This window comes from Paenibacillus sp. HJGM_3 (assembly GCF_045062745.1).
Taxonomy (GTDB): domain Bacteria; phylum Bacillota; class Bacilli; order Paenibacillales; family NBRC-103111; genus Paenibacillus_AA.
The window spans coordinates 13,169-37,133 of record NZ_JBJGED010000001.1 but is presented as its reverse complement, the minus strand read 5'-3'; the positions used below and the strand labels follow the sequence as shown (position 1 = coordinate 37,133).

The 23,965-nt window shown below is 58.4% G+C and carries 22 protein-coding genes; 18 read left to right on the top strand and 4 right to left on the bottom strand.

Going from position 1 to position 23,965, the window contains the following annotated elements; genetic code table 11:
- The first annotated feature begins 24 nt into the window (after positions 1–24).
- Together ilvC and ACI5FR_RS00150 are read left to right on the top strand one after the other, a co-directional pair.
- Positions 25–1,017: a ketol-acid reductoisomerase gene (ilvC, locus tag ACI5FR_RS00155; protein WP_405448701.1), complete on the top strand. Its 993-nt coding sequence runs from the start codon at positions 25–27 to the stop codon at positions 1,015–1,017.
- A gap of 268 nt (positions 1,018–1,285) precedes the next feature.
- Entirely contained in the window at positions 1,286–2,839 is a 1,554-nt protein-coding gene (locus ACI5FR_RS00150) for a 2-isopropylmalate synthase (RefSeq protein WP_405448698.1), read from the top strand.
- Between the two features lie 282 nt (positions 2,840–3,121).
- Here the strand turns inward: ACI5FR_RS00150 and ACI5FR_RS00145 are convergent, their stop codons facing one another.
- Positions 3,122–4,324 (bottom strand): aminotransferase-like domain-containing protein, encoded by a 1,203-nt coding sequence (locus ACI5FR_RS00145; RefSeq protein WP_405448695.1) that lies wholly within the window; start codon positions 4,322–4,324, stop codon positions 3,122–3,124.
- 225 nt (positions 4,325–4,549) lie between these two features.
- Between ACI5FR_RS00145 and leuB the strand changes: the two genes are divergently transcribed.
- The 5 genes from leuB (at position 4,550) to ACI5FR_RS00120 (ending at position 7,906) form a co-directional block, all read left to right on the top strand.
- Positions 4,550–5,629: a 3-isopropylmalate dehydrogenase gene (gene leuB / locus ACI5FR_RS00140; RefSeq protein WP_405448693.1), complete on the top strand. Its 1,080-nt coding sequence runs from the start codon at positions 4,550–4,552 to the stop codon at positions 5,627–5,629.
- 130 nt (positions 5,630–5,759) lie between these two features.
- Positions 5,760–6,308 carry a peroxiredoxin gene (locus ACI5FR_RS00135; protein ID WP_405448690.1) on the top strand — a complete coding sequence of 183 codons (549 nt, stop codon included), beginning with the start codon at positions 5,760–5,762 and terminating at the stop codon, positions 6,306–6,308.
- A gap of 127 nt (positions 6,309–6,435) precedes the next feature.
- Positions 6,436–6,891: a redoxin domain-containing protein gene (locus ACI5FR_RS00130; RefSeq protein ID WP_405449777.1), complete on the top strand. Its 456-nt coding sequence runs from the start codon at positions 6,436–6,438 to the stop codon at positions 6,889–6,891.
- Between the two features lie 20 nt (positions 6,892–6,911).
- Entirely contained in the window at positions 6,912–7,295 is a 384-nt protein-coding gene (gene gcvH, locus ACI5FR_RS00125) for a glycine cleavage system protein GcvH (RefSeq protein WP_405448688.1), read from the top strand.
- A gap of 164 nt (positions 7,296–7,459) precedes the next feature.
- On the top strand, positions 7,460–7,906 hold the full coding sequence (locus ACI5FR_RS00120; RefSeq protein WP_405448685.1) for an Hsp20/alpha crystallin family protein: 447 nt from the start codon (positions 7,460–7,462) through the stop codon (positions 7,904–7,906).
- Positions 7,907–7,967: 61 nt separating this feature from the next.
- On the opposite strand, the gene ACI5FR_RS00115 is transcribed toward ACI5FR_RS00120, so the two are convergent.
- Entirely contained in the window at positions 7,968–8,228 is a 261-nt protein-coding gene (locus tag ACI5FR_RS00115; protein ID WP_405448682.1) for a DUF2164 domain-containing protein, read from the bottom strand.
- 115 nt (positions 8,229–8,343) lie between these two features.
- Here ACI5FR_RS00115 and ACI5FR_RS00110 point away from each other — a divergent pair, with 115 nt between their 5' ends.
- The 5 genes from ACI5FR_RS00110 to ACI5FR_RS00090 all read left to right on the top strand — a co-directional run bounded on the left by ACI5FR_RS00110 (position 8,344) and on the right by ACI5FR_RS00090 (position 13,789).
- Positions 8,344–8,772 (top strand): hypothetical protein, encoded by a 429-nt coding sequence (locus ACI5FR_RS00110; RefSeq protein ID WP_405448680.1) that lies wholly within the window; start codon positions 8,344–8,346, stop codon positions 8,770–8,772.
- Between the two features lie 186 nt (positions 8,773–8,958).
- A complete protein-coding gene (sigI, locus tag ACI5FR_RS00105) occupies positions 8,959–9,756 on the top strand; it encodes an RNA polymerase sigma factor SigI (protein ID WP_405449775.1) in 798 nt (265 codons plus the stop codon).
- 6 nt (positions 9,757–9,762) lie between these two features.
- A complete protein-coding gene (locus ACI5FR_RS00100; RefSeq protein WP_405448677.1) occupies positions 9,763–11,103 on the top strand; it encodes an anti-sigma factor domain-containing protein in 1,341 nt (446 codons plus the stop codon).
- A gap of 198 nt (positions 11,104–11,301) precedes the next feature.
- A complete protein-coding gene (locus ACI5FR_RS00095) occupies positions 11,302–12,666 on the top strand; it encodes an ATP-binding protein (protein ID WP_405448674.1) in 1,365 nt (454 codons plus the stop codon).
- Positions 12,667–12,754: 88 nt separating this feature from the next.
- The gene (locus ACI5FR_RS00090; RefSeq protein WP_405448672.1) at positions 12,755–13,789 is read left to right on the top strand and encodes an aldo/keto reductase; all 1,035 of its coding nucleotides are present in this window, start codon (positions 12,755–12,757) and stop codon (positions 13,787–13,789) included.
- A 49-nt stretch (positions 13,790–13,838) separates the two neighbouring features.
- Here ACI5FR_RS00090 and ACI5FR_RS00085 read toward each other — a convergent pair whose 3' ends face one another.
- Positions 13,839–14,408 (bottom strand): hypothetical protein, encoded by a 570-nt coding sequence (locus ACI5FR_RS00085; protein ID WP_405448670.1) that lies wholly within the window; start codon positions 14,406–14,408, stop codon positions 13,839–13,841.
- A 111-nt stretch (positions 14,409–14,519) separates the two neighbouring features.
- On the opposite strand from ACI5FR_RS00085, the gene ACI5FR_RS00080 reads away from it, so the two are divergent.
- From ACI5FR_RS00080 to ACI5FR_RS00060, 5 genes are all read left to right on the top strand, one after another.
- Complete coding sequence (locus ACI5FR_RS00080) at positions 14,520–15,782, top strand: MFS transporter (protein ID WP_405448667.1); 1,263 nt, start codon at positions 14,520–14,522, stop codon at positions 15,780–15,782.
- Between the two features lie 24 nt (positions 15,783–15,806).
- A complete protein-coding gene (locus ACI5FR_RS00075) occupies positions 15,807–16,784 on the top strand; it encodes a Gfo/Idh/MocA family protein (protein WP_405448665.1) in 978 nt (325 codons plus the stop codon).
- The gene (locus tag ACI5FR_RS00070; protein ID WP_405448663.1) at positions 16,781–17,254 is read left to right on the top strand and encodes a GNAT family N-acetyltransferase; all 474 of its coding nucleotides are present in this window, start codon (positions 16,781–16,783) and stop codon (positions 17,252–17,254) included. Before ACI5FR_RS00075 ends, ACI5FR_RS00070 begins: the two co-directional genes overlap by 4 nt.
- Positions 17,255–17,563: 309 nt before the next feature.
- The gene (gene helD / locus ACI5FR_RS00065; RefSeq protein ID WP_405448660.1) at positions 17,564–20,029 is read left to right on the top strand and encodes an RNA polymerase recycling motor HelD; all 2,466 of its coding nucleotides are present in this window, start codon (positions 17,564–17,566) and stop codon (positions 20,027–20,029) included.
- A 33-nt stretch (positions 20,030–20,062) separates the two neighbouring features.
- Positions 20,063–20,644: a Uma2 family endonuclease gene (locus ACI5FR_RS00060; protein ID WP_405448658.1), complete on the top strand. Its 582-nt coding sequence runs from the start codon at positions 20,063–20,065 to the stop codon at positions 20,642–20,644.
- A gap of 69 nt (positions 20,645–20,713) precedes the next feature.
- On the opposite strand, the gene ACI5FR_RS00055 is transcribed toward ACI5FR_RS00060, so the two are convergent.
- Positions 20,714–21,769, bottom strand: coding sequence for a glycoside hydrolase family 15 protein (locus ACI5FR_RS00055; RefSeq protein ID WP_405448657.1), 1,056 nt, complete (start codon positions 21,767–21,769; stop codon positions 20,714–20,716).
- A gap of 273 nt (positions 21,770–22,042) precedes the next feature.
- Here ACI5FR_RS00055 and glgB point away from each other — a divergent pair, with 273 nt between their 5' ends.
- The gene (gene glgB / locus ACI5FR_RS00050; protein ID WP_405448654.1) at positions 22,043–23,953 is read left to right on the top strand and encodes a 1,4-alpha-glucan branching protein GlgB; all 1,911 of its coding nucleotides are present in this window, start codon (positions 22,043–22,045) and stop codon (positions 23,951–23,953) included.
- Positions 23,954–23,965 lie beyond the last annotated feature (12 nt).

Genomic DNA, 23,965 nt, shown 5'->3' with positions numbered 1-23,965 from the left:
AAATTAAAGGAGGCAATCATACTCATGGCAGTTACAATGTACTACGAAAAAGACGCAGATCTCTCCGTACTCTCCGGCAAAACCGTTGCGGTCATCGGCTACGGCAGCCAAGGCCATGCTCAAGCGCAAAACCTTCGCGACAGCGGCGTGAAAGTCATCATCGGTCTCCGTGAAGGCAAATCCTTCGAGCAAGCCAAGAACGACGGCTTCGAAGTATACAGCGTCTCCGAAGCGACTAAGCAAGCGGATTTGATTCAAATCCTGATGCCGGACGAAACGCAAGCCCGCGTGTACAACGAAGAGATCAAGCCTTTCGTGAAAAAGGGCGCTGCGCTCGTGTTCTCCCACGGCTTCAACATCCACTTCGGTCAAATCGTGCCGAACAAAGATATGGACGTTCTGATGGTCGCTCCGAAATCCCCGGGCCACCTCGTTCGCCGCGTATTCGTGGAAGGCTTCGGCGTTCCAGGACTGATCGCGGTGGAGCAGGATGCTTCCGGCAACGCGCACAAGATCGGTTTGGCCTATGCCAAAGGGATCGGCTGTACGCGCGCAGGGGTTATCGAGACGACGTTCAAAGAAGAAACCGAAACCGACTTGTTCGGCGAGCAAGCCGTTCTCTGCGGCGGTACTTCCGCGTTGGTCAAAGCAGGCTTCGAGACGTTGGTGGAAGCCGGCTACCAGCCTGAGATCGCCTACTTCGAGTGCTTGCACGAGCTGAAGCTGATCGTCGACCTGATGTATGAAGGCGGCCTCGCGGCAATGAGACATTCGATCTCCAACACCGCTGAATATGGCGACTATGTCACCGGCCCTCGCATCGTAACGGACGAAACGAAGAAGGAAATGAAGAAGGTGCTGTCCGACATTCAACAAGGGAAGTTCGCTCGCGACTTCATCTTGGAGAACCAATCGAACCGCGCGTTCCTGACGGCTACCCGCCGCAACGAATCCGCCCACCAGCTGGAAGTAGTAGGCCGTCAGCTGCGTGAAATGATGCATTGGATTAAGAAGTAAGCTGCTTTTTAGGATACATGGGAGCCAAATAAGTTCAATTCGATAATGTCAGTGCGTCGGGAATGGGCAACGGGTTCCGTTGTAACTGAGTTTCCTTTTTTGAATGGGCCTTCGGGCGGATGAAACTCAGTTACAAAAGTCACCTCTTTTGCCCATTTCCCGACTCCCCGACATCGAATTGGACTTATTTTGTAAAGGATGAACCTAAAAACAGCTGGGGTGGGAAGAGTAAGAAAAACGAAAAGCGAAAGAAGGAGGAGGTGTAGGGATGAGGAAGATTTATATTTTCGATACGACGCTGCGCGACGGCGAACAATCCCCTGGCGTGAACCTGAATACCCAAGAGAAGGTGGAGATCGCGCTCCAGCTGGAGAAGCTCGCGGTCGACCGGATCGAAGCCGGCTTCCCGGCCGCCTCTCCCGGCGACTTGGCGGCCGTGGCCGCCGTGGCGCGCGCCGTGAAGAACGCCAGCGTCATCGGCTTGTCGCGCTCGCGCGAGCAGGACATCGAAGCCGTGCGGGAAGCGGTGAAGGATGCCCAAGATCCGTGCATCCATCTGTTCCTCGCGACTTCTCCGATTCACCGCAAGCACAAGCTGCGGATGGAGAAACATCAAGTACTTGAGACGGCGGAAGCCGCGATCCGGCATGCGAAGAAATACTTCAGCAAGATCGAATTCTCGCCGGAGGACGCCGCCCGGACGGAGCTCGACTTCCTGTGCGAAGTGACGGAGATGGCGATTCGCGCCGGCGCTACGGTCGTCAATATCCCCGACACCGTCGGTTACATGACGCCGAGCGAGTACGGTCACATCTTCAAGACTTTGAAAGAGAACGTACGCGGCATCGAGAACATCCAGCTGAGCGCGCACTGCCATGACGACCTCGGGATGGCGACCGCCAATGCGCTCGCAGCCATCTTGAACGGTGCCGATCAGATCGAAGGCACCATCAACGGGATCGGCGAGCGCGCGGGCAACACGGCGCTGGAGGAAGTGGCGATGGCGCTCGAGACGCGCCAGGACTTCTTCCAGGCGAAGACGTCGCTCGTGCTGCACGAGATCGCCCGTACGAGCCGCCTGGTCAGCAAGCTGACCGGCATGCCGGTCCCGGGCAACAAGGCCATCGTCGGCGCCAACGCCTTCGCGCATGAGTCCGGTATTCACCAGGACGGCATGCTGAAGGAGAAGACGACGTACGAGATCATGTCGCCCGAGACGATCGGGCTCAAGGAGAGCAAGCTCGTGCTGGGCAAGCACTCGGGCCGCCACGCGTTCCGCGAGCGTCTGCTCGATCTTGGCTACGAGCTGTCGGATGAGCAGTTGAACGAGGCGTTCGCCAAGTTCAAGGATCTTGCCGACCGCAAGAAGACCGTCAGCGGCGAAGACATCCGCGCGCTGATCGAGGAGAAGCTCGTGCAAACGCCGGAGGTGTTCGTGCTCGAGACAATCCAGGTGTCGTACGGCAACCAGTCGACGCCGACCGCGACGATCCGCGTCCGCACGGCCGATGGCGCTACGATCGAGGAGGCGGCGCTCGGCAACGGGTCCGTCGACGCGATCTACAAGGCGATCGACCGGGCGACTCAGGAAGAGGTCGAGCTCGACGATTACTCCATCAAATCCGTGACCCAAGGCAAGGACGCCCTCGGTGAGGTGCACGTCGTGCTGAAGCAAAACGACATCTCGGTCCAAGGCCGCGGCATCAGCACCGACATCCTGGAAGCGAGCGCGAAGGCGTACATCGATGCGATCAACCGCATCATCGACAAGCGCAAGCTGCCGGGCAGCAGCCGCCGCAAGGACAACATGTCGCTGATCTAAGCCGGTGCCGGCCGTCGGATCAGCCTAGAAATAGCAAACTCCCCCTCGGAAGCATGGGTGCCGAGGGGGAGTTTTGTCAGAGAGGGAAAATCTCCCTCATTTTAGGCCGATTTAACATCTACGGCGGTAGGAAGGGGAAAAGCTCCCTTACATTCGGAGCACGAGGCCCGATTCGAAGAATATCGTCCAAAAATGAGGGAGGATTTCCTCCACATGGATCGGATTCGCGCGGAAATCGATCAAAAAGGGGGAGGAATTCCTCGAGCGCTCTCTATTCCTCCCCTAGCCTATGGCCTCTTGCGCGTACGCCTCGAGCGCGGCCGCGAGCCGGTCCATCCCGACGCCGACCAGCTCCGGCGGCGTGTGCGTGAAGTTCAGCCGCAGCGTGTTGGCGCGCGGCTGCTCGGCATAGAAGTCGCGGCCGGGCACGAACGCGACGCCTTGCTGGACCGCGTGCTGCAGCAGCGCGGTGGCGTCGATCGCCTCCGGCAGCTCGACCCAGAAGAACATGCCGCCGGCCGGCTCCCGCCAACGCAGGTCGGCGAACCGCGCTTCACTCAGCAGCGCCTTCATCCGCTGCATGCGTCGCTCGTACTCGGCGCGGATGATGCGGATGTGCGCATCGAGATCGAAGTGCGTCAAGAGCTGATGCAGCGCCTGCTGGTCGAGCGTGCTGGAATGCAGATCGGCCGCCTGCTTCGCCCGTGTCATCATCTGAATGACGCGGCTGTCGCCGATCACCCAGCCGGTGCGAAGCGCGGGCACGACCGTCTTCGAGAACGTGCTCGTATACACGACGCCGCAATCGTCCGGATGGCGATCGAGCGAGAAGATCGGCGGGTAGTCGCCCTCCGGATCGAACCGGATGTCGCCATACGGATCATCCTCGAGAATGAGCACGTTCCGCGGCTTACACGCTTCGAGCAAGGCCAGACGGCGCTCTCGGCTCCACACCTTCCCCGTGGGATTCGCGAATGTGGGCGTGACATAGACGAGCTTGGCCGCATGCCGCTCCAGCTTCGCTAACAGATCGTCTGGCAGCATGCCGTCGCCGTCCGCCTCCACGCCGACCACCTGTACGCCGCTCGCCTGGAAGATTTGCAGAGCCGCGAGGTAAGTCGGATTCTCCACGAGCACCGTGTCCCCCGGACTCAGGAACACGCGGGTGAGCAGATCGATCGCCTGCTGCGAGCCGGTGGTGATGAGCATATGATCGGGACGCACCTCGATCGCCTTGGCTGCCATCCGCCGACAGATCGCTTCGCGGAGCGGGGTGTAGCCTTCGGTCAGACCATACTGCAATGCTCCCTTGCCTTGCCGGAAGACTCGCTCGAACGCCTCCTGCACCGCTTCCAGCGGGAAGAAGTCCTCCGCCGGTAGACCGCCCGCGAATGAGATGATGGAGCGGCCTTGCGTCAATTTCAAAATATCGCGAACCGCCGACGAGCGCAGCCCCTCCGTGTACTTGGAAAATACATAGTGCATCCGGAATACTCCTTCCCTATCCTTACTTTTTGGAATAATCAAATAATTAGATCTAGTCTACCGCATCTGCCCAAATTGCGCTAATGGTTCCTTCCTATAGTCGGTATAGGCAAAAGCTATAAAGATCATAGATATTATATCTTGGTCAAATGGCGGACTTCTATGTTACAAATGATGTTATAAGAAAAGCTTCTATTACGAGTTCAGTTCAAGGAGTGAATGAACATGTCAGATGTGAAAAAGCTTGCGATATTGCCTGGCGACGGAATCGGCCCCGAGGTCGTAGCCGAGGCGGAGAAAGTGTTGAAAAAGGTGGAGGAGCTGTTCGGCCACCGGTTCGAGACGTCCCGCGGCGTGTTCGGCGGCATCGCGATCGACCAATACGGCACCCCTCTGCCGGAAGATACGCTGGCAATCTGTAAGGAAGCCGACGCCGTCCTGCTCGGCGCCGTAGGCGGCCCGAAGTGGGACAACAACCCGAAGGAGACGCGTCCGGAGACCGGCCTGCTCGGCATCCGCAAAGCGCTCGGCCTGTTCTCGAACATCCGTCCGGCCGTTATCTTCGACTGCCTGAAGGAAGCTTCCACATTGAAGCCGGAAGTATTGGAAGGCACCGACCTGATCGTCGTGCGCGAATTGACCGGGGGCAGCTACTTCGGCGAGAAGTTCCGCCGCGAGACCGAGAACGGTCAGGAAGCGGTCGATACTTGCGTATACAATGTGAAGGAAATCGAGCGCATCGTGCACCAGGGCTTCCAGATCGCCCAGAAGCGCCGCAAGAAGCTTGCTTCGGTCGACAAGGCAAACGTCATGGAGACGTCCCGCCTCTGGAGAGAGACCGTGAACAAAATCGCGCCTCAATACCCGGACGTAGAGCTGGAGCACATCCTCGTCGACAACTGCGCGATGCAGCTGCTGCGCCGTCCTGCCAGCTTCGACGTCATCGTGACGGAGAACATGTTCGGCGACATCCTGAGCGACGAAGCCGCGATGCTGACGGGCTCGATCGGGATGCTCGCGTCCGCATCGCTCGGCGAAGGCAGCTTCGGGCTGTATGAGCCGGTGCACGGCTCCGCGCCGGACATCGCGGGCCAAGGCATCGCGAACCCGATCGCGACGATCCTGTCCGTAGCCTTGATGCTGAAGCTGAGCTTCAACTATCAAGAGGCGGGCGACAGCATCGAGCGCGCGGTGAAGAACGTGCTGGATGCGGGACACCGCACCGGCGACATCGCCGTAGACAAGAGCAAAGCGCTCGGCACGACGGCGATGGGCGACCTGATCGTAGCGGCTATGACTCGCTAATCCGATACATCCGCAACCAACTCCCCGGCATGGCTGCATGCCGGGGAGTTTGACTTTCAATATGGGGAATGATACGATTTTAACCGTGGGTTTGACACAGGTACATACTCTTCACGAGGAGGCATGCTGCATGGCAGAACGTTTGGTAGGCAAGAAAGCACCCGATTTCACGATGGAAACCGCGCTCGGGAATGGACAAGAATTCGGCAAAGTGTCGCTGTCCGACTACAAGGGCAAGTGGCTGATTCTGTTCTTCTATCCGCTGGACTTCACGTTCGTGTGCCCGACCGAGATCATCGCGATGAGCGATTCCTTCGAGCTGTTCCAGGACCTCGATGCCGAAGTGCTCGGCGTCAGCACGGACAGCAAGCATTCGCACCGCGCCTGGATCAACACGCCTCGCGATTCGAACGGCTTGGGCAAGCTGAACTACCCGCTTGCTTCCGACATCAAGAAGACGGTAGCCCGAGACTATGGCGTATTGATCGAAGAAGAAGGCATTGCGCTACGCGGATTGTTCATCATCGATCCGGACGGCGAATTGAAATATCAAGTGGTCAACCACCTGGACGTAGGCCGCAGCGTAGACGAGACCGTCCGCGTCCTGCAAGCTCTGCAATCCGGCGGTTTGTGCCCTGCTAACTGGAAGCCAGGCCAGAAGACGCTGACTGCGAAGTAATCGCGTCCCGTTCGTCTTGGCCCGCGAGCTCAGAAGCGACGCCCTCCTGCCTGCCGCCTGCAGGTGGGAGGGTTTTCACGTTGCATGGCGAATTACATAGTTCAGAAAGGAGTGGATTCATATGCCATTGAAACTTCGCTCCGAACTGCCTTCGCTCGAAGGCATCACCGAGTGGGTGAACGGAACGATCGACCGGGATGAGCTGCAGGGGAAGCCGCTTCTCGTCCATTTCTGGGCGGTCAGCTGCTACATGTGCAAGGACGGCTTGCCGACGTTGAACGAGTGGCGCGACCGGTTCGGCGAGCAGTATGGGCTCCGGCTGATCGGCGTACACATGCCTCGATCCGAGAAGGACACCGACATCGAAGAGGCCAAGAAGACGATCGCCCAATACGAGCTGAAGCACCCGGTCGGCATCGACAACGAGCACAACGTCACGGACGCGTTCCAGAATGAATTTGTGCCGGCTTACTACTTGTTCGACGCTCAAGGGCAAATGCGGTTCTATGGTGCAGGGGAGAAAGCGCTCGGGATGGTGGAGCAGCGCATCCATAAAATTCTAGGTCCGAAGGAAGAGGCCTAATCTTAGGAGGAAATCGCGGAATGAACGTACCAGCGGAATTGAAGTACAGTGAAGAGCATGAATGGGCCCGGGTGGAAGGCAACCGGGTCGTCATCGGGATTACGGATTTCGCTCAGCATGAGCTTGGCGATATCGTTTTCGTCGAGTTGCCGCAGGTAGGCGACACGATAGCGTTCGGCGATCCGTTCGGCAGCGTCGAGTCGGTCAAGACGGTATCGGAGCTGTACGCTCCGGTTAGCGGCAAGGTCGTTGATGTGAACGGCGGTTTGGAAGACGCTCCGGAGAAAGTCAATCAAGCGCCATACGGCGACGGCTGGATGATCGTCGTCGAGCTGTCCGACGCCTCGGAGCTGGATAAGCTCTGGAGCGCGGAGAAGTATACCGAGACGTACGGCCAAGAGTAAGTCTTAGCTATCGTGTGTCCGCAATCAGGTCGGGATCCTTTGGGTCTCGGCCTTTTTCATGTTATCAGACGAATCGCAAGAGTCACGGCAACCCAACGCTTGGCATACGATGTAGCAAACTCCGTGCAAAATAACGTCGAACCGATCAAAGGAGGAGGCTGTCCATGCCGTTAATCCCTTATGAACCGTTCCGCCACCTTGAGAATGTGCGGCGGGAACTGGACCATTTTTTCACCAACGATCTGTCTCCTGTGTTCCGGGGGCTCGTGCCGGGCATGAACAATCTGAGGGTGGATGTGTATGAGACCGGAAACGAGGTCGTGGCAACTTGCGACATCCCGGGCCTCGAGAAGAAAGAAGACGTGCAGATCGAGATCCACAACCATCAAGTGCTGTCGATCAGCGGCACCGTGAACAGGACGAACGAAATCAAAGACGAGCACATGCACCGGCAAGTGCGCTTCATGGGTCGCTTCCAACGCTCGGTTACGCTGCCGGCCAACGTCTCCCCGGAAGGGGTCAAGGCCACATACAAAAATGGGGTGCTCGAAATCCGGATGCAAAAGCAGCAAGGCGACAACAAAAGAAAGATCAACGTGCAGTTTCATTAAGGCATGTTAAGAAACCTGATCGGGATCCCCGGCCAGGTTTATTGGCGTCCAAAGCGAGACTTCAACGGCTCGTACGATTCGTCCGCACCGGCTTCTGCAGCGCATACAGCTCATCCTCCAGGCTCGCCATTCGATCGAGCAGAACCGTTTTGGCATCGGCGATCGCTTGGTTGTAGATGATGGGATACACCCCCTTCAGCACGGCGTCCAGCCATTCCTCCGCAGCGAGCTGCCCGATCGATTGTCCAAATTGGTCTTCGAAGGTGGCTTGGATCGTTGCCAGCATTTGTAGCTTTTGCTCGCGTTCAAATTTCATTAACATGGGAGTAGTATCCTTTCAATAATATGTGGTATGGTTTCATTATATATAGATTCGTCCAAATACCCAATAAGCTGGAAAGGATTCGCCTATTGCAGAGCGGGAGGAGGCCAGTGGCATGAGTTTTTGCTGCGGAGCGAGCATGATTGGAACGAAGGGCACCTTGAAGCACTTGACGACGCACATTCACAATGTGCCGTTGCTGTTTTGTCCGGTGTGCCATCGGGTGGATGTTCACTACTTGGTCGAGATGGAGTATGAGATTCTCGCGGAATACGCCGTTGGGGATGGTGCGGCCGAGGTCGATTTTGACGAGTATGTGGAAGATCGGCACGGCGAAGCGTTGTACGAGAATTGCGTGAGCAGCGAGCGGGAAGATCCGCTCGACATGGTGCGCAATCAGATCGACAGCTCGCTCGATTTGCTGATGGCGGCGAAGGCGCTGGAGGACGAGGAGTGGATCGACCAGCTCAAGAAACGGTTGTCCATCCTTAGCCAGCGCCGCGACAAGCTGCGGGCGCGAGCGTCCTCTGCCGGTCCGAAGTGATTCGGACCACATCGGAACGCCTTCCTTCGGGGAGGCGTTTTTGCTTGGGATGGGCTGGAAGGAGCTGCCAGATCCGGCATCCCGCGCGCCAAACGGGCTCCGTGTGGTATAATACTAGAATCGGGCCCCGGGCAACCCCCATATCTAACATCGCCCTCCCGAAGAATGTAGTGTGAGGTGGAACGTTTGTTACTGGTATTGTTCAAGCGATTTCTAGGAAAACGCCAGTCTCACCATCCTTCTGAAGAGTTGCCGGATACCCCGGAGAACAAAGTAATCCAGATTCAGGAGGGTGACATACGGCTGCGCAATCAGTTCATTACGGACTACCAGCCGTTTGTAGCCAAAGTGACGAGTCGGTTCTGCAAACGTTACATAGATCCATCCCGCGATGACGAATTCAGCATTGCCTTGAACGCTTTCAACGAAGCGATCAACCAATTCTCGCCGGATTCGGGGCGGTCGTTCCTCAGCTTCGCCGAGACGGTGATGAGGAGGCGATTGATCGACTATGTGCGTAAGGAACAGCGATTCGCCCAGCAAATTCCCTATAGTTCATTCGAAGTGGAGGATGAGGAAGAGAGTACGGTCAACCCGGTGGAGATTCACCAGGCGATCGAACAATACGAAAAAACGAAGACGACCGAGGAGCGCCGCAGCGAGATTATAGACTTCACCCGCTGCCTGGAGGAGTTCGGGATCTCCTTCTCGGAGCTGGTAGACGCGTCCCCGAAGCATAGCGACTCGCGAGAGGTGTTGTTCTCGATTGCCGCCCTGCTGGCCGCGGACAACAAGCTGATGCAGATCGTGCTCAGCAAGAAAGTGCTGCCGATCAAGGAATTGCTCGATCAAGTGCAGGTGTCGCGCAAAACATTGGAACGCAACCGTAAGTTTCTGATTGCCGTCGCACTCATTTATAGCGGGCCTTATCCTTATTTGAAAGATTATTTGCGCGTATCGGATTCGAATTCCGGAAAGGTGTGAACGAGTTTGAACAAGGGAATCGTCATGGAGATGACACAAGCGCACCTCGTCGTCTTAACGCCAGACGGCCGGTTCCTACGAATCCCACGCAGGAGCCGGGTTTGTGATGTAGGAGACGAGATCGTCTTTACAAGCCCGCAGTTCCGATGGAAAAGGCCCTTCCTTACGTTCTCCTCAAGCGTGGCCGCCGCAATCGTGCTTTGTCTAGTGGCCTTCAACGGCATTACGCCGAATCTAGGCGGGTTGCAGCCGGTCGTCGCCTACGTGACGCTCGACATTAATCCTAGCATCGAGATCGGCATCGATGTGCATGAGGATGTACAGGAGCTCCGGGGACTGAATGAGGACGGTACACAGCTGATCCAACAGTTGGATTTCAAGGGGAAGAGCATCAGTACCATAACGAGCGAGCTGTTAGAGAGGGTCGAGGCAAAAGGGCTGCTGGCCCAAGACGAAGGAGACATCATCATCTCCAGCACAAAAGCGTACGAAGCCGCGAAGATTGACGACGTTGCCGTCAGCGAGCTGGTGAAAGAGTCCGTCGACAAGCACATTCAGGAAAATCATCCGCAAGCCCAAGGGGGGATCTCGGTCGCTTCCCTCGTCGCTCCGATCGAGATGAGGAACGCCGCCTTGTCGGAAGGGGTATCCCCCGGGAAATATGCGATCTACTTGAACGCCAAGAGCAATGGCAGCTCCGTGACGATCGAAGAGATCAAGACGCAGTCCATCCATAAAATCGCCCAAGAACGCGGAGGCATCGACAAGCTGATCGATACGAAGCAACTGCCGAAGAAGGAGACGCTGTCAAAGCTGCTGGAGGAAGAGAAGAAGGGCGAGCTCGATACAAAGGTGAAGCAGTCGCAAGGCCAAAACGGGCAAAACGGCAAAGACAGCAAGGACGACAAGAATAGCAAGAACGACAAGGACGACAAGAAGAACGACGATAAGAAGTCAAGCGGCAAAAATGACGCGAAGCCGACACCGACGCCTACCAAGAAACCGGACGGCGGCAAGGCTTCCGTCAAGCCTACACCGACGCCTACGCCTAAGAAAACGAATACCCCTACTTCTTACGTTCCCCCGAACCGCAACAACCAGGAGGAGGAACGTAGGAAGCAGGAGGAACTAAAGAAGAACGAGGAACGGCGTCAGCAGGAAGAGCAGCAAAGGAAGGCCGAGGAAGAAAAGAAGCGGCAGGAAGAGCTGAAGAAGAAGCAAGAGGAAGAGAAGCGCAAACAGGAAGAAGAGAAGAAGCGGCAAGAAAACGACAACAAGAAGGATGACCGGAAGCAGGATCCCCGTTCGGACGATCGGAGTCGGGACGAATCTCGCGACCGGAATTAATGCATTCTTGGGGCAGGCCCCCACTTACATAATAAGCCGGCAGACCGGCACAAGGAATAAATGAGACCTTTTCTCCGTTGGAGGAGAGGTCTTGCTGTTTCGACAAAGTTCAAGGTTATTCGCGATTGACGAATTCAGGCGGAACCGTCTATGATACTGGTGTATTCGCGCGAATTCCGTAGAGAGAAGGGGCGAGTCATGTCCGAGAAGAGGAAGCTGTACATACGGGCGTTGAAGCAATACGTTCAGACCGGCAGCCTGGGGAATTCCGCTTCACAGCTCAGCCCCGCACTCGCCGACTCACTGCCCGAAGAGATCGTCATGCTCCATGAGCGCTGCCTAAGCACGCTTGTATCCGGGGTCGATCCGGAAGAAGCGATCCGCATGCATAAGCTATCCTTATTATTCCTTATCGACGTTATGGTATACGGCCGGTATGCTTCCGCGAAGCTCGAGTCGTCCGAAAACCCCGTTCATGAGCTGCGCGAATTGATGTTCAAAATTCACAACCGCTCAAGCCTTGCTTCCAGCAAATATGAGGACGTGTTGCAGCATCTCGACTGCGGCATCATCATGTTCGATATCGATGGGTATGTCTCGTTCGTCAATGTGCAGATGGCGAAATTCCTGAACGTGCCCCGCAAGTCGATTCTCGGCTGCAGCTTGAGGGAGTTGCTCGGCCATACCGCATTGTCCGGGTCGTTCCGCAAGCTGATCTACAAATTGTACCGGGAAATGTACGAATACCGGCTGAGATATCAGGAAGTTATCGACGAGGCCGGCCGCCACTACTTGGTGACCGCTACATACGGGGAAGACATGGACGGCGACATCCTGATCAGCGTGAAGGACATTACCGATTTCAAGCGCATCGAGCAGTCCGCGTACCAGAACGACAAGCTAGCCCTGCTCGGCAAGATCGCCGCCTCCATCGCCCACGAGGTGCGCAACCCGCTCACTTCGATCCGCGGATTCATTCAGCTGCTCCGCCCTCATCTGAAGCAGCTCGGCAAGGAAGACTACGCCAAAATTATCCTGGACGAGATCGACCGGGCCAACGGAATCATCTACGAATTTTTGAATTCGTCCAAGCCCTCCACGCCGGACAAGCAGGAGGTCCACATCAGCGCGCTGCTGAAGGAAATCCGGCTGCTGTTCGAGAGCGAGGCGCTTTTACGGGGCTGCGACATCGAGGTCTCGCCGGTCGATGCGCAGCTGACGGTGTGCATCGATGTGAAGCAGGTGAAGCAGGCGCTGCTGAACCTGGTGAAGAACTCCCTCGACGCGGTCGATCGGGCCGCTTCGAACCGCAAAGGCTTGATCCGCATCTCGGCGGACAGGCAGGGCGGGAAGGTGCGCATCCATCTGCAGGACAACGGCACCGGAATGGATCACCATACGCTGTCCCGGCTGTTCGACCCGTTCTTCACGACGAAGGAAGAGGGCACCGGACTAGGGCTTGCCGTCTGTTACCGCATCATCAAAAACCACGGCGGCGCGATCGGCGTCGACAGTGTGGTGGGCGAAGGCACTTCCTTTCATATTACGCTCCCCGCTATGTAAGAGGGTGTGCTAGAATAGAGAGTAATAACCAAACTGGAAGCTGCTGATTCATGGGATCTAGGAGTGAAAAGGGAACGAGGGGACCACTTTGCGATACAGTACATTCGGTAAAATCGGCTACAACGTCTCCGCACTCGGCTTCGGGGCGATGAACTTGCCGGGCGTCCCGCTCGAGCAGGCGCGCGCGGCAATGAACTACGCGCTGGACCGCGGCATCAACTACATCGATACCGCGGCCGCGTACCGCAACAGCGAGGAGATCATCGGCGAGACGATCTCGCACCGGCGCGACGAATATTTCCTCGCGACCAAGACAGGCAAGCGGGACTACGCCTCGGCGAAGGAAGAGATCGACCGCAGCTTGCTGCGGATGAAGACCGACCACGTCGACCTGCTGCAGATTCACTATGTGAACTATGTGAACGAGTTCAAGCAGGCGATGGAGCCGGAGGGCGCGTACGAAGCCGCGCTGGAGGCGAAGGCGGCCGGCAAGGTGCGCCACATCGGCATCAGCGGCCACCGGCCGGAGCTGCTGACGAAGTGGATCGCGTCCGGGAAGTTCGATCAGGTGCTGTTCCACCTGAACTTGGCTCAGCCGTTCGCGAATCGCGACCTGATCCCGAAGATGACGGAGCTGAACATGGGGAAGGTGGCGATGAAGCCGCTCTCCGGCGGGTTTATCCAACCGGTAGAGAAGGCGATCCGCTATCCGTACAGCCAGGACGTGCACGTCATCATCTCCGGCATGGTCAGCGTCGAGGAAGTGAAGATGAACCTCGCGGCGATGGAGCAAGAGGTGGAGCAGGACGAACGGGAAGAGCTGGAGCAGCTGGCCGCTCAGCTGGGCGAGCACAATTGCCGGCGCTGCAACTACTGTTCCTGCCCGCTCGGCATCGCCATTCCGGACGTGATGATCTCGAGCAAGGTGCGCGAGACGTTCGGCTTGCTGCCGAAAGGCGACGGCTTCTACCAAAAGCACAAGGAGGCCATCCTGTCCTGCGCGGACTACGAGCCGTGCAAGGAGAAGCCCCTCTGCCAGCAGCTATGTCCCTATCAGCTGCCGATGCAGCGTGTGATCCAAGAAGCCGCAGGCTACTATAAAACGGTTCCGATCAGCGGATAGAACAAAAACAGGCTGCACTCTCCCGAAGAGGTGCAGCCTGATTCTACGTTTAGGCACTCGTGTTGGTGGTGGAATTCAAAACCGCAGGGGCAGCCACCGGTGCGCTGGACGGGCGCGGCAGCAGATCCTCGAGATCGTCCATCCGGATCATTAGACGACTGACTTCATCCACCGTGAAGCTCAAGCTCTGCGTGCGTTCGAGCAGGTTCGGCAAGTAGATGGAGATTTGGCCGTTGCGCTTTTTCTTGGTACGCAAATCATATTTCAATACCGGCAGAGATACGGTATAATCATCGGTATGAATTTCGGAGACGGATGTTACGCCTTGGGTCGGAATGACGAGCCATTTTTTGTTCCAATAGACCGTTCCGGGATGGAACGTAATCACGAGCCAATCGGCTTCTTCCCCGCTGGCGTCTGTAAGCTTCACCGTCTGGGCCGACTGTTTGTTCGAATTCAGCTTCTGGGAGGTGCGAATGTCGGGCAGGAAAGGAACGACAAAAATCGGTAGAGCGCTTGCGATGTAGAGGAGAACGGGCGATTGCTTCCAAATGCTGGCGCCGAATAAGCCGATAAACAATAGGAGTCCGAGGGCAAGCAGCACGTTATTCACTTTCATTCAATGAGCCTCCTGAAAAAAATTACGCTAATATTTATCATACCATACCGCGCGATAGGTTTGAAGATGTAGAAATGTGTCACAAGCCAAGAGCGCAAGGGAGAATGTTCAATGCAGCAAGCGGTTCAGCCGGTCAGACAGAAGAAGAGGTCCATCTCCCGCAATGGCATGATCGCCGCTACGATGGAAGGGTTCCCCGCCATTATCGTAATGCTGCTGCTCGGGGGTCCTTATCTGACGGGATTCTTGCTCTATCTCGGAGCGAGCTCCACGCAGATCGGGATCGTCCTGGCCATTCCGAACTTGGCCAACGTGCTGCAGATCTTGAGCGCCATCCTAATACAAAAGTTTCAAAACCGGAAAATCGGTCTGCTCCTCTTCGGCGGCATGCATCGGATCATCTGGACGTCGACCGGGCTGATTCCTTTCTTCGTCCCGCACGAATGGTGGGTGGTCGTCTATATTTTTGTGACGATGGCGGCGTTCGCTTCCAACGCGTTCGGGATCGTGTTCTACACGTCGCTCATGGCCGACATGGTGCCGGCGAAGGTGCGGGGACGGTATTTCGGGCTGAGGAACTCCCTCATCTGGGCGTTAGGCTGCGTCGTGCTGGTCATCGGAGGCCAAATACTAGACCGGACGCCGGAGCCGACGGGGTTTCATATCCTGTACGTCATCTGCGCGGTCTGTTCCGTCTTGAATGTGCTGGCCTTCACGCGCTACCCGAACTTGCCGTTCGCCCCGTCCGAGCAGCAGGACATGCGGAGGATGATCGTGCAGCCGTTCCTGCACCGGCCGTTCCTGAAGGCGACGCTGTTCATCGCGCTCTGGCTGCTGCTGCAGGGCTTATCCATCCCGTTCTACAACTATGTTATGCTCGATTTGATGCAGATAAGCTATTCGTGGATTTCGTTCATTACGATGAGCCAAAATGTCGCCATGATGGCTAGCTATTACGTCTGGGGGACGCTCAACATGCGGTTCTCCACCCGGACGCTGTTGTTCTGGACGATGCCGCTCATCGCGACGTCCAGCCTGCTGTGGGGCTTGACCTCGGTCGCGTCGGCGATCCCGGTCCTGTTCCTCATTCACATCCTGCTCGGCATCGGAACCGGCGGCTTCAATCAGCTGCTGTTCAACTTCGTGGTCGGCGATACGCCGAAGAGCGAGCGGCCGATGTTCATCGCGGTGTTCTACGGCATCACCGGGCTGGCCGGGTTCATTGGGCCGGTCTTGGGGGGCTTGGTCTACAAGCATTTGGCGTACACCCCGGCGTGGGTGCGGACGTTCGGCATCGCCGTCACGGTGGGGATCGTCCTGGTCCTGATCGCGGCGCTCCTGGGGCGCCGAGCGTTGCGTGAGAATCAGGGATAATCTTATAACGAGAGAGGCGAACGGATGAGACGGAAAAAGATCGCGATCGTGGGCCTAGGCGATATTGCGCAAAAAGCGTATTTGCCGATCCTGGGGCAGCATCCGGGCGTGCAAATCGAGGGTATCCTCAGCCGCCGGCGGGAAACGGTTGAGGCGATCGGGGAGCGCTACCGGATTCAGGGGCGGTTCCTGGAGCTGGAGGCGCTGCTAGCCCGCGACCTCGACGCGGTGTTCGTGCACAGCCCGACGGAGACGCATGAAGCGATCGTCACGGCGTGTCTCGAGCGAGAGATCGCGGTGTACGTGGACAAGCCGCTCGCGTACGAGCTCGAAGCGTGCGAGCGGATGGCCGAGGCGGCGCGCGCTCGGGGCACGCTGTTCGCGGTCGGCTTCAACCGCCGCTTCGCCCCTATGTATGCGGAGGCGAGGGCGTGGCTGGAGGAAGCCGGAGGCTTCGACCTGTGCGCCGCGCAGAAGCACCGCACCCGCCCGCAAGCGCTGAGCGCGCGGGAGACGATGTACGACGACTTGATCCACGTCGTCGACCTGCTCTTGTGGCTCGGGGCCGGGCCCCACGAGCTGCTCGGCTGCCTGCAGGAGCGCGACGGCGACGGCCGGCTCCTGCACGTGTCCGGCAGCCTGGCGCTCGGACGCGGCCTGTCAAGCGAAGCTGACGGACGGCGTGGGAGCAAAGGGGCGATGGCATGGTTCAGCATGAACCGCCGGGCCGGTGCGGACCTCGAGAAGCTCGAGCTGCACGGAGGCGGCCGGTCGGTCGAGGTGACGAATCTGGAGTCGGCCGTCTGGCGGGATGCCCGAACCGGAGAGTCGAAGCGGCAGTTCGGCAGCTGGGAGCCGATCGGAGTCCGGCGCGGCTTCGCCGGGGCGGTGGAGCATTTTCTGGAGACGCTGGACACGCCAGAGAAGTGCACGATTCGGGCGGACCGTGTATTGGAGACGCATCGGCTGATTGAGCGGCTATGCCGGGAGGGAGAGAAATGAACGTGAGCGATCGGATCCGGATAGAAAGGGTGCCGGTGGATCACTCGGAGCTGGCGGGCTTAATCGAGCAGCTTGATCGGGAGCTGCTGGAGCAGTACGAGCCGCAGGATATATTCGGCGTCGATCTGGAGGACCCGGAGGACACCGCGGGCATTCGCTTCTCCGTCGCCTATGTCGGGGAGGAGCCGGCCGGCTGCGGCGCCGTTCGGCCGCTGGATGCGGAGCGCATGGAGCTGAAGCGGTTCTTCGTCGCCCCGTCCTTCCGCAGGCAGGGGATCGCCTCCCGCCTCCTGAACGCGCTGGAGGCAGAAGCGAGGGAGAGCGGCTGCACGACACTCCGGCTCGAGACCGGGGAGCTGTTGGTGGAGGCGGTGCAGCTGTACCGCAAGTTCGGCTTTTATCCGATTGACCGGTACGGCCCGTATGTGAACAGCCCCAAAAGCTACTGCATGGAAAAGCGGTTGGACTAGCCGTGTGGACGCGAGAGCTGGAGCGGGAGTAGGAGCAGGAGTAGGAGCAGGAGCAGGAGCAGGAGGCATGTGGCGGAAGGCACGAACAAAAAAACAGGATCGCGACGGGTTCTCCCGGGGCGGTCCTGCCTGTATGTATAAACAAAAATAAAGCCATTGCAATCGCTAAAGGCTCTGTGTTAGAATAGAAATGTTGCTCACGGGAGGTAGGTATCGGATTCACTATTTCCCAATAATAATTATATAACAACAGAGTGCGATGTGTCAACACCTGATCTTTTCGCATCTTAAGGAGGAGGGCAATCGACAATGTCTGCTATGGAAACGAAGGAATGGAAGCGGGAAGTGGAGCGGCTCGATGCTACGCTGAGCTTGATCCGCCATCAGCTGGACAAGTGGGAGGATGTGCTTGCCAACCGGAAGGTTGATATCATCGAGGCGCGGAAGCAATTCGGCGAAATCGCCTACGATCCGAACGAGCTCGTGGAGTCTATAGAGGATTTTCGCCTGTACTCCCGGGAGCTGGATCGCCAGGAGCTCGTCTACTCGCATGCCTTCGATGCGAGGCGCAAACTGCTATTGCTGCTCGATGCGCCTTACTTCGGCCGGATCGACTTCCTGGAGCAGGGGACGTCTGAAGCCGAGCCGATCTATATCGGCAAGTCCACAGTGCTCGATGCGAACGAGGATCGGGTGATCGTCTACGACTGGCGGACTCCGATCGCCTCGATGTTCTATGACTACCAGCTGGGCGAAGCGGAGTATGAACCACCGGCTGGCGTGATCCGCGGCACAATCGAGCTGAAGCGGCAGTTTTTGATCTTCCAGGGCCAACTGAAGCATATGTTCGACACGGGCTTGCATATCGCCGATCGGCTGCTGCAGCTTATGCTCGGGCAGAACGCAGACGACAAGATGAAGAGCATCGTCACGACAATTCAGCGCGAGCAGAACCAGATCATCCGCGATACGCTTCACCGAGTTGTGGTCGTACAGGGTGCCGCAGGCAGCGGGAAGACGTCGGCCGCCATGCAGCGGGCCGCTTACATGCTGTATAGCCACCGCGACACATGGAAGGCGAACGACATTTTGCTGCTGTCGCCCAACAGCCTGTTCAGCGACTATGTGTCGGGGGTCTTGCCCGAGCTGGGCGAGGACAATCTGCGGCAGATGACCTTCCAACAGCTTCTGGAGGAGGCGCTTGGGCCGGACCATCCCGTAGAGGACCCGTTCATCCAACTCGAGTCGCTGCTCGCGGCGCCGGACGGGGATGCCTACACGGAAGCGCGCAGCCGGGCGATCCGCTGGAAAGCCACGCTAGCCTGCGTCGAACAGCTCGACGCGTATATTGCGTCGCTGGAGACGGAGGGGATGCGGTTCAATCCGATCGGCTTCCGCAACCGGACGGTCGTCTCGGTCGAGCAGCTGCAGAAGCTGTGGTACGAGAACTACGCCGGGCTCACCGTACGGAAGCGGGTGGAGAACATCAAGCTCTGGGTCGCCGATGAGCTGAAGGCGAAGCATCCGTATTACGTCCAGGTCGTGTACAAAAATTTAGTAAAGCAAAACAACTATTTGGGCACGGACGAAGAACTGCAGGAGATGGCCAAGAAGAGGGTCGGCGCGCATTTCAAGCGGATGAAGGCCGCTGTGGAAGGGCTCGCTTTCATCGACTACCGCGGGCTTTACGAGCAGTGGTTCGAGAAGATGGAGGCGAAGGGAGAGCTGGAGGAGATCCGCCGGCAAACGCTCGAGGGCTTGCGCGGCGAGCTGCTGCCGTACGAAGAGGCGATCCCGCTTATGTATTTGCGGCAAGCGTTCGTTGGTGTCGAACAGCACCATTCGATCCGGCATTTGATGATCGACGAGGCGCAGGATTACTCGCCGTTCCAGCTGCACATGATCCGTAAGATTTATCCGCGAGGCGGCATGACGCTGCTCGGCGACTTCCAGCAGGCGATTCTGGCGCATACGTCTGTGAGCGGCAACAGCCTGCAGGAGCTGCAAGGATTGTTCCCCGCGGAGTCGACGCGCGTCTTCGAGCTAACGAAGAGCTACCGCTCGACGCGGGAGATCGTCGACCTAACGATGTCGGTCATCCGGCGGACCGACATCGAGCCGTTCAGCCGCGACGGCGACCGGCCGCTCGTCGTGCGCGTGGCCGCGCGCGACCGGCTCCCCGCCGCCGCGGCAGAAGCGGTGCGCCGCCAGCAGGCGGCCGGCGCGTCGTCGATCGCCGTCATCTGCAAGACGGCGCACGAGGCCGAGGAAGCGCACGCGGCGCTGCGGCTTCTGCTGGCGGGTGCGCAGCCGGGCGATGCGACCGGCGGCGAGGACGGGGGCGGCAGCCCGGCCGCCGAAGGGCTCGCGCTCGAGCTCGAGCCGGGGCTGGAGCTGCGCGTCAAGCCGGAGGCCGGGCCGAACGCCGCGCCGGCCGGGACGGCCGTCGGCGTCGACACTCGGCCCGAAGCGAAGGCCGAAGCGGAAGCCGGCCCGGCGCTGGAGCTCATTAACAAATACACGCAGACGTTCAAGCGAGGGATTGTGGTCATCCCTTCGTACTTGGCGAAGGGGCTCGAGTTCGACGGCGTCGTCGTTTACGATGCCAGCGCAGCCGCGTATGCCCAGGAGCGGGAACGCCGTCTGTTCTACACAGTGTGCACCCGTGCGTTGCATCACCTGACGCTGCTCGTGCCGGGGGAGCTCACCCCGTTCCTGCCGGATCCGACAGTGTATGACCTGGCCGATGGTGACGGCGTGGAACCTTTGGTATAATCGAGGTAAAGGGACCAAGGGAGGCGATACCGCATGAGCATGCCACTTGAAAATCGTTCGTACAAATACAAAGATTATTTGAGCTGGGCTGAAGGAGAACGTGTGGAGTTAATACACGGCCACGTATACGCGATGACTCCGGCACCTTCCAGAATTCACCAGGAGGTGCTGGGGGCTCTTTACGTACCATTCTACCAATACCTACACGGGAAAAGCTGCAGCGTGTATCTTGCCCCCTTCGATGTCCGCTTGCCCAAGGGCAACGAGCGAGATGAGGACATCGACACGATCGTACAGCCGGATCTATCCGTGATCTGCGACCCGGGCAAGCTGGACGACCGCGGCTGCAAAGGCGCGCCGGACTTGGTCATAGAGATTATCTCACCCGGCAGTCTCAAACTGGACATAACGATTAAAAAGAACTTGTACGACCAAACGGGCGTAAAAGAATACTGGGTGGTCTATCCGCTCGAGAAAATCGTCATGGTCTACAAACGGTCCGATCCTAAAAATAAGTTCGATGATGGAGAGACTTACCACAAGGACGCAAGCGTCCCGGTCGGGATATTCCCCGACTTCGCCATCGAGCTTGATCAAGTTTTTCTCGCCCGTTAGTCATAAACGGCCGCCCCTCAGGCATATCCTGAGGGGCGGCCGTTCGTTATGGTGCAAAAACAACACGGCTTATCGGGGTACCGGATCACGGCTGCCGAGCGCTTCCTTCGCCAGAATGTACATCGCCGAGCTCCAGCCGAGAGGTGTGTTCCCATTCGGGGTCGCCGAACCGCTGTAGTACAGCTCGGGAAGGACGCCCGGTTCGCTCATGACGGCTTCGGTCCGGGCTACGAACTCGTGGGCTTTCTCCGGGTAACCGAGCTCCAGGTGGCACAGGGCGAGCCAAGGGAGCCCGAACGTCCACTCGGCCTCGGTGCCGACGTAGAAGCCGCGTTCCCGGCCCCGTCCGGCCTCCGCCTCCCGCGTGCTGTAGTAGCTGTCCCCGGTGTAGCGGATGACGCCGCGCTCGCGCAGCAGCTCGCGCTCGACCTGCTCGACGATCATCTCGCCCAGCATTCCGGTGAACAGGCGGTACGGATAGACGAGGCTGAGGAGCGCGAGGTCGGTCGGCTTCGAGACGCTCTCCCGCGGGAAGAGGCCGAAGACGGAGTCCAGACCGAGCGTGATCAGCCGCTCCGGCACGTCGACGAGACCGGACACGGCCCGAAGGCCGGCGATGCAGGCGCCGACGGAGGAGGCATGAACCTCGCGGTCTTCCTCCCACATGCCGTTGTCCCGATCGCACCAGTATTCGACCTTGTCCAAATAACGCACGAGCTTCTGCACGATGAGACGGTCGCGGTCGGTGCGGAACATCGGCTTGCCGAACTTCATCCCGGTCCCGATCCCGAAGAGGAAGGCGCCGATCATGTCGTGCTGCACGTGGCCCCAGTTCTGCGTATGGATCTCCTCCAGCTCCGGCGTGTAGCGAGCGTGGATGTACTCCCATTCCCAGAACGGCTTCGTCTCCACGAGAATATCGATCTTCCATTCGTAGGCGAGGAACAGGTCGAGCAGCCGGTAATACGTACGCTCGTAGAGATCGTTCGCCTTATTCAAGTAAGGAAAGGACATGTACACGCAGTCCCGGATCCAGACGTACTTGTAGTCGTGCGACGGACTGGCGAGATACACATCCCCCGGCAGCCGCAGGCGATCCAGAACGTTGTAGCTTTCAATCAGCATTGCTAGCGTAACCCCCTATTATCTATCGGTCAGTGGCAGAGACGGCGTGGTTCAACGGCAATAGAATCGGGTATATGTTGAAGGTATGTTTATAGCATCGCCTTCTATGAACTCTATTATGCGAATGCACTCCCCGGTAGTCAACTAAAAATGCAAATTTTCAAAAAAATTTTCTTTGTGTAAATGTGATATTACCTTACGTAAAACGACGGATTTATGCTAAAATAGAAGTGAAAATCCGAACAATCTCAGCAAAAGTCGGGTGAAATGTTTGTGAATGTCAATTTAGTTGACACGAAGGACTTGTTTTTGTTCAACACCGGCGAATTGTTCGAAGCGTATCGGGTATTCGGCTCCCATCATGGCGTGTGGGATGGCGTGGAGGGCGTCCGCTTCGTCGTCTGGGCGCCCCATGCCGAAGAGGTGCGCATCGTAGGGGATTTCAACGGCTGGTACGGCTCCGGGCATCGGATGCAGCGCATGGGCGACACCGGCGTCTGGCTTGGCTTCGTGGAGGGCCTCGGTGAAGGTGCCGTCTACAAATACGAGGTGGCGACACTTGCCGGGACGCGGCTCAAGGCCGACCCCTTCGCGTTCCACGCCGAGCGCCGTCCCGCCACCGGCTCGATCGTAAAGCGGCTCGACCGGTTTCGCTGGACGGATGAGGCTTGGCAGGCGCGCAAGCGATCGCAGCCGGACGCCTCGCGGGAACGCCCGATGCTCATCTACGAGGTGCACCTCGGGTCTTGGCGCTACAGGGGCCGGGAGCACTTCTACACGTACGAGGAGCTGGCGACGGAGCTGGTCGACTACGCCGTGGAGATGGGGTACACCCATCTCGAGCTGCTGCCCTTGGCCGAGCATCCGCTCGACGCCTCATGGGGCTATCAGGCGACCGGGTATTACGCGGCGACGAGCCGCTACGGCACCCCGGAACAGCTGATGGCGCTCGTGAACCGGGCGCACGAATGCGGACTCGGAGTCATTCTCGACTGGGTGCCCGGCCACTTCTGCAAGGACGACCATGGCTTGCGCCTGTTCGACGGTACGCCGCTCTACGAGCCCGCCGACTCCCGTCTCGCCGAGAAGCCGCTCTGGGGGACGCTGGCGTTCGATTTCGCCAAGACCGAAGTCCAGAGCTTCCTCATCTCGAATGCGATGTTCTGGTTCGATGTCTTCCATTTCGACGGGCTCCGGGTCGACGCGGTGGCCAGTATGTTGAACCGCAACTTCGATAAGCCGGAGTCCATGCGGACCTACAACGAAGACGGCGGCAGCGAGTACAAGGAAGCGATCTATTTTCTGAAAAAGCTGAACGAGACGGTGTCCCGCTATCACCCGGGGACGCTGATGATGGCGGAGGATTCCTCCGATTACCCGCTCGTGTCGGCACGGACCGCCGACGGGGGCTTGGGCTTCGCCTACAAGTGGAATATGGGCTGGATGAACGACATGCTGCGCTTTATGCAGCTCCCGCCGGAGGAACGGCGGCATCACCATCAACTCGTGACGTTCTCCATGATGTATGCGTACAGCGAACGGTTCGTCCTGCCGCTCTCGCACGATGAGGTCGTGCATGGGAAACGCTCGCTCTTGAACAAGATGCCGGGCGACTACAACGCCAAGTTCGCCAATCTGCGCCTGTTCCTGGCGTATTGGATGGCGCACCCCGGCAAGAAGCTGCTGTTCATGGGCGGCGAGCTCGCCCAGTTCGCGGAATGGAAGGATGCCGAAGAGCTGGATTGGCTGCTGCTGGGTTACGACTCCCACCGCCGCTTCCAACGGTTCGCCCGGACGCTGAACCGGCTGTACACGAGCCATCCTGCGCTCTGGGAGCTCGATGCGGAGCCGTCCGGGTTCCAGTGGATCGACGCGGACAATGCTCAGATGAGCGTCATCGCCTTCGCGCGCTGCGGCCGCGACCCTCAAGCTCCGCTCGTCGTCGTCTGCAACTTCTCCGCCCGCGCATATGACCGTTACCGGGTTGGAGTCCCGCTGCCCGGACGGTATGAGCAAGTGCTTGACACCGACGTCGACCCTTTCCGGGAGGGCTCCGGCGCTCCAAGCGGACCGCTCCCGCAATATGAGGCGGAGCCTATCCGATGGCATGGATCCGGTACGAGTATCGAATTCGCGCTTCCGGGCTTGAGCTGCCTTATGTTCGCTAGAAAACCAACTGATTGACGAGAAGGCCAA

Bases quoted from the DNA above. Each gene is read 5' to 3' on its own strand.
- ilvC (WP_405448701.1), top strand. From the start codon at position 25: ATGGCAGTTACAATGTACTACGAAAAAGACGCAGATCTCTCCGTACTC.
- ACI5FR_RS00150 (WP_405448698.1), top strand. From the start codon at position 1,286: ATGAGGAAGATTTATATTTTCGATACGACGCTGCGCGACGGCGAACAA.
- ACI5FR_RS00145 (WP_405448695.1), bottom strand. From the start codon at position 4,324: ATGCACTATGTATTTTCCAAGTACACGGAGGGGCTGCGCTCGTCGGCG.
- leuB (WP_405448693.1), top strand. From the start codon at position 4,550: ATGTCAGATGTGAAAAAGCTTGCGATATTGCCTGGCGACGGAATCGGC.
- ACI5FR_RS00135 (WP_405448690.1), top strand. From the start codon at position 5,760: ATGGCAGAACGTTTGGTAGGCAAGAAAGCACCCGATTTCACGATGGAA.
- gcvH (WP_405448688.1), top strand. From the start codon at position 6,912: ATGAACGTACCAGCGGAATTGAAGTACAGTGAAGAGCATGAATGGGCC.
- ACI5FR_RS00120 (WP_405448685.1), top strand. From the start codon at position 7,460: ATGCCGTTAATCCCTTATGAACCGTTCCGCCACCTTGAGAATGTGCGG.
- ACI5FR_RS00115 (WP_405448682.1), bottom strand. From the start codon at position 8,228: ATGTTAATGAAATTTGAACGCGAGCAAAAGCTACAAATGCTGGCAACG.
- ACI5FR_RS00110 (WP_405448680.1), top strand. From the start codon at position 8,344: ATGAGTTTTTGCTGCGGAGCGAGCATGATTGGAACGAAGGGCACCTTG.
- ACI5FR_RS00095 (WP_405448674.1), top strand. From the start codon at position 11,302: ATGTCCGAGAAGAGGAAGCTGTACATACGGGCGTTGAAGCAATACGTT.
- ACI5FR_RS00085 (WP_405448670.1), bottom strand. From the start codon at position 14,408: ATGAAAGTGAATAACGTGCTGCTTGCCCTCGGACTCCTATTGTTTATC.
- ACI5FR_RS00080 (WP_405448667.1), top strand. From the start codon at position 14,520: ATGCAGCAAGCGGTTCAGCCGGTCAGACAGAAGAAGAGGTCCATCTCC.
- ACI5FR_RS00075 (WP_405448665.1), top strand. From the start codon at position 15,807: ATGAGACGGAAAAAGATCGCGATCGTGGGCCTAGGCGATATTGCGCAA.
- ACI5FR_RS00070 (WP_405448663.1), top strand. From the start codon at position 16,781: ATGAACGTGAGCGATCGGATCCGGATAGAAAGGGTGCCGGTGGATCAC.
- helD (WP_405448660.1), top strand. From the start codon at position 17,564: ATGTCTGCTATGGAAACGAAGGAATGGAAGCGGGAAGTGGAGCGGCTC.
- ACI5FR_RS00060 (WP_405448658.1), top strand. From the start codon at position 20,063: ATGAGCATGCCACTTGAAAATCGTTCGTACAAATACAAAGATTATTTG.
- ACI5FR_RS00055 (WP_405448657.1), bottom strand. From the start codon at position 21,769: ATGCTGATTGAAAGCTACAACGTTCTGGATCGCCTGCGGCTGCCGGGG.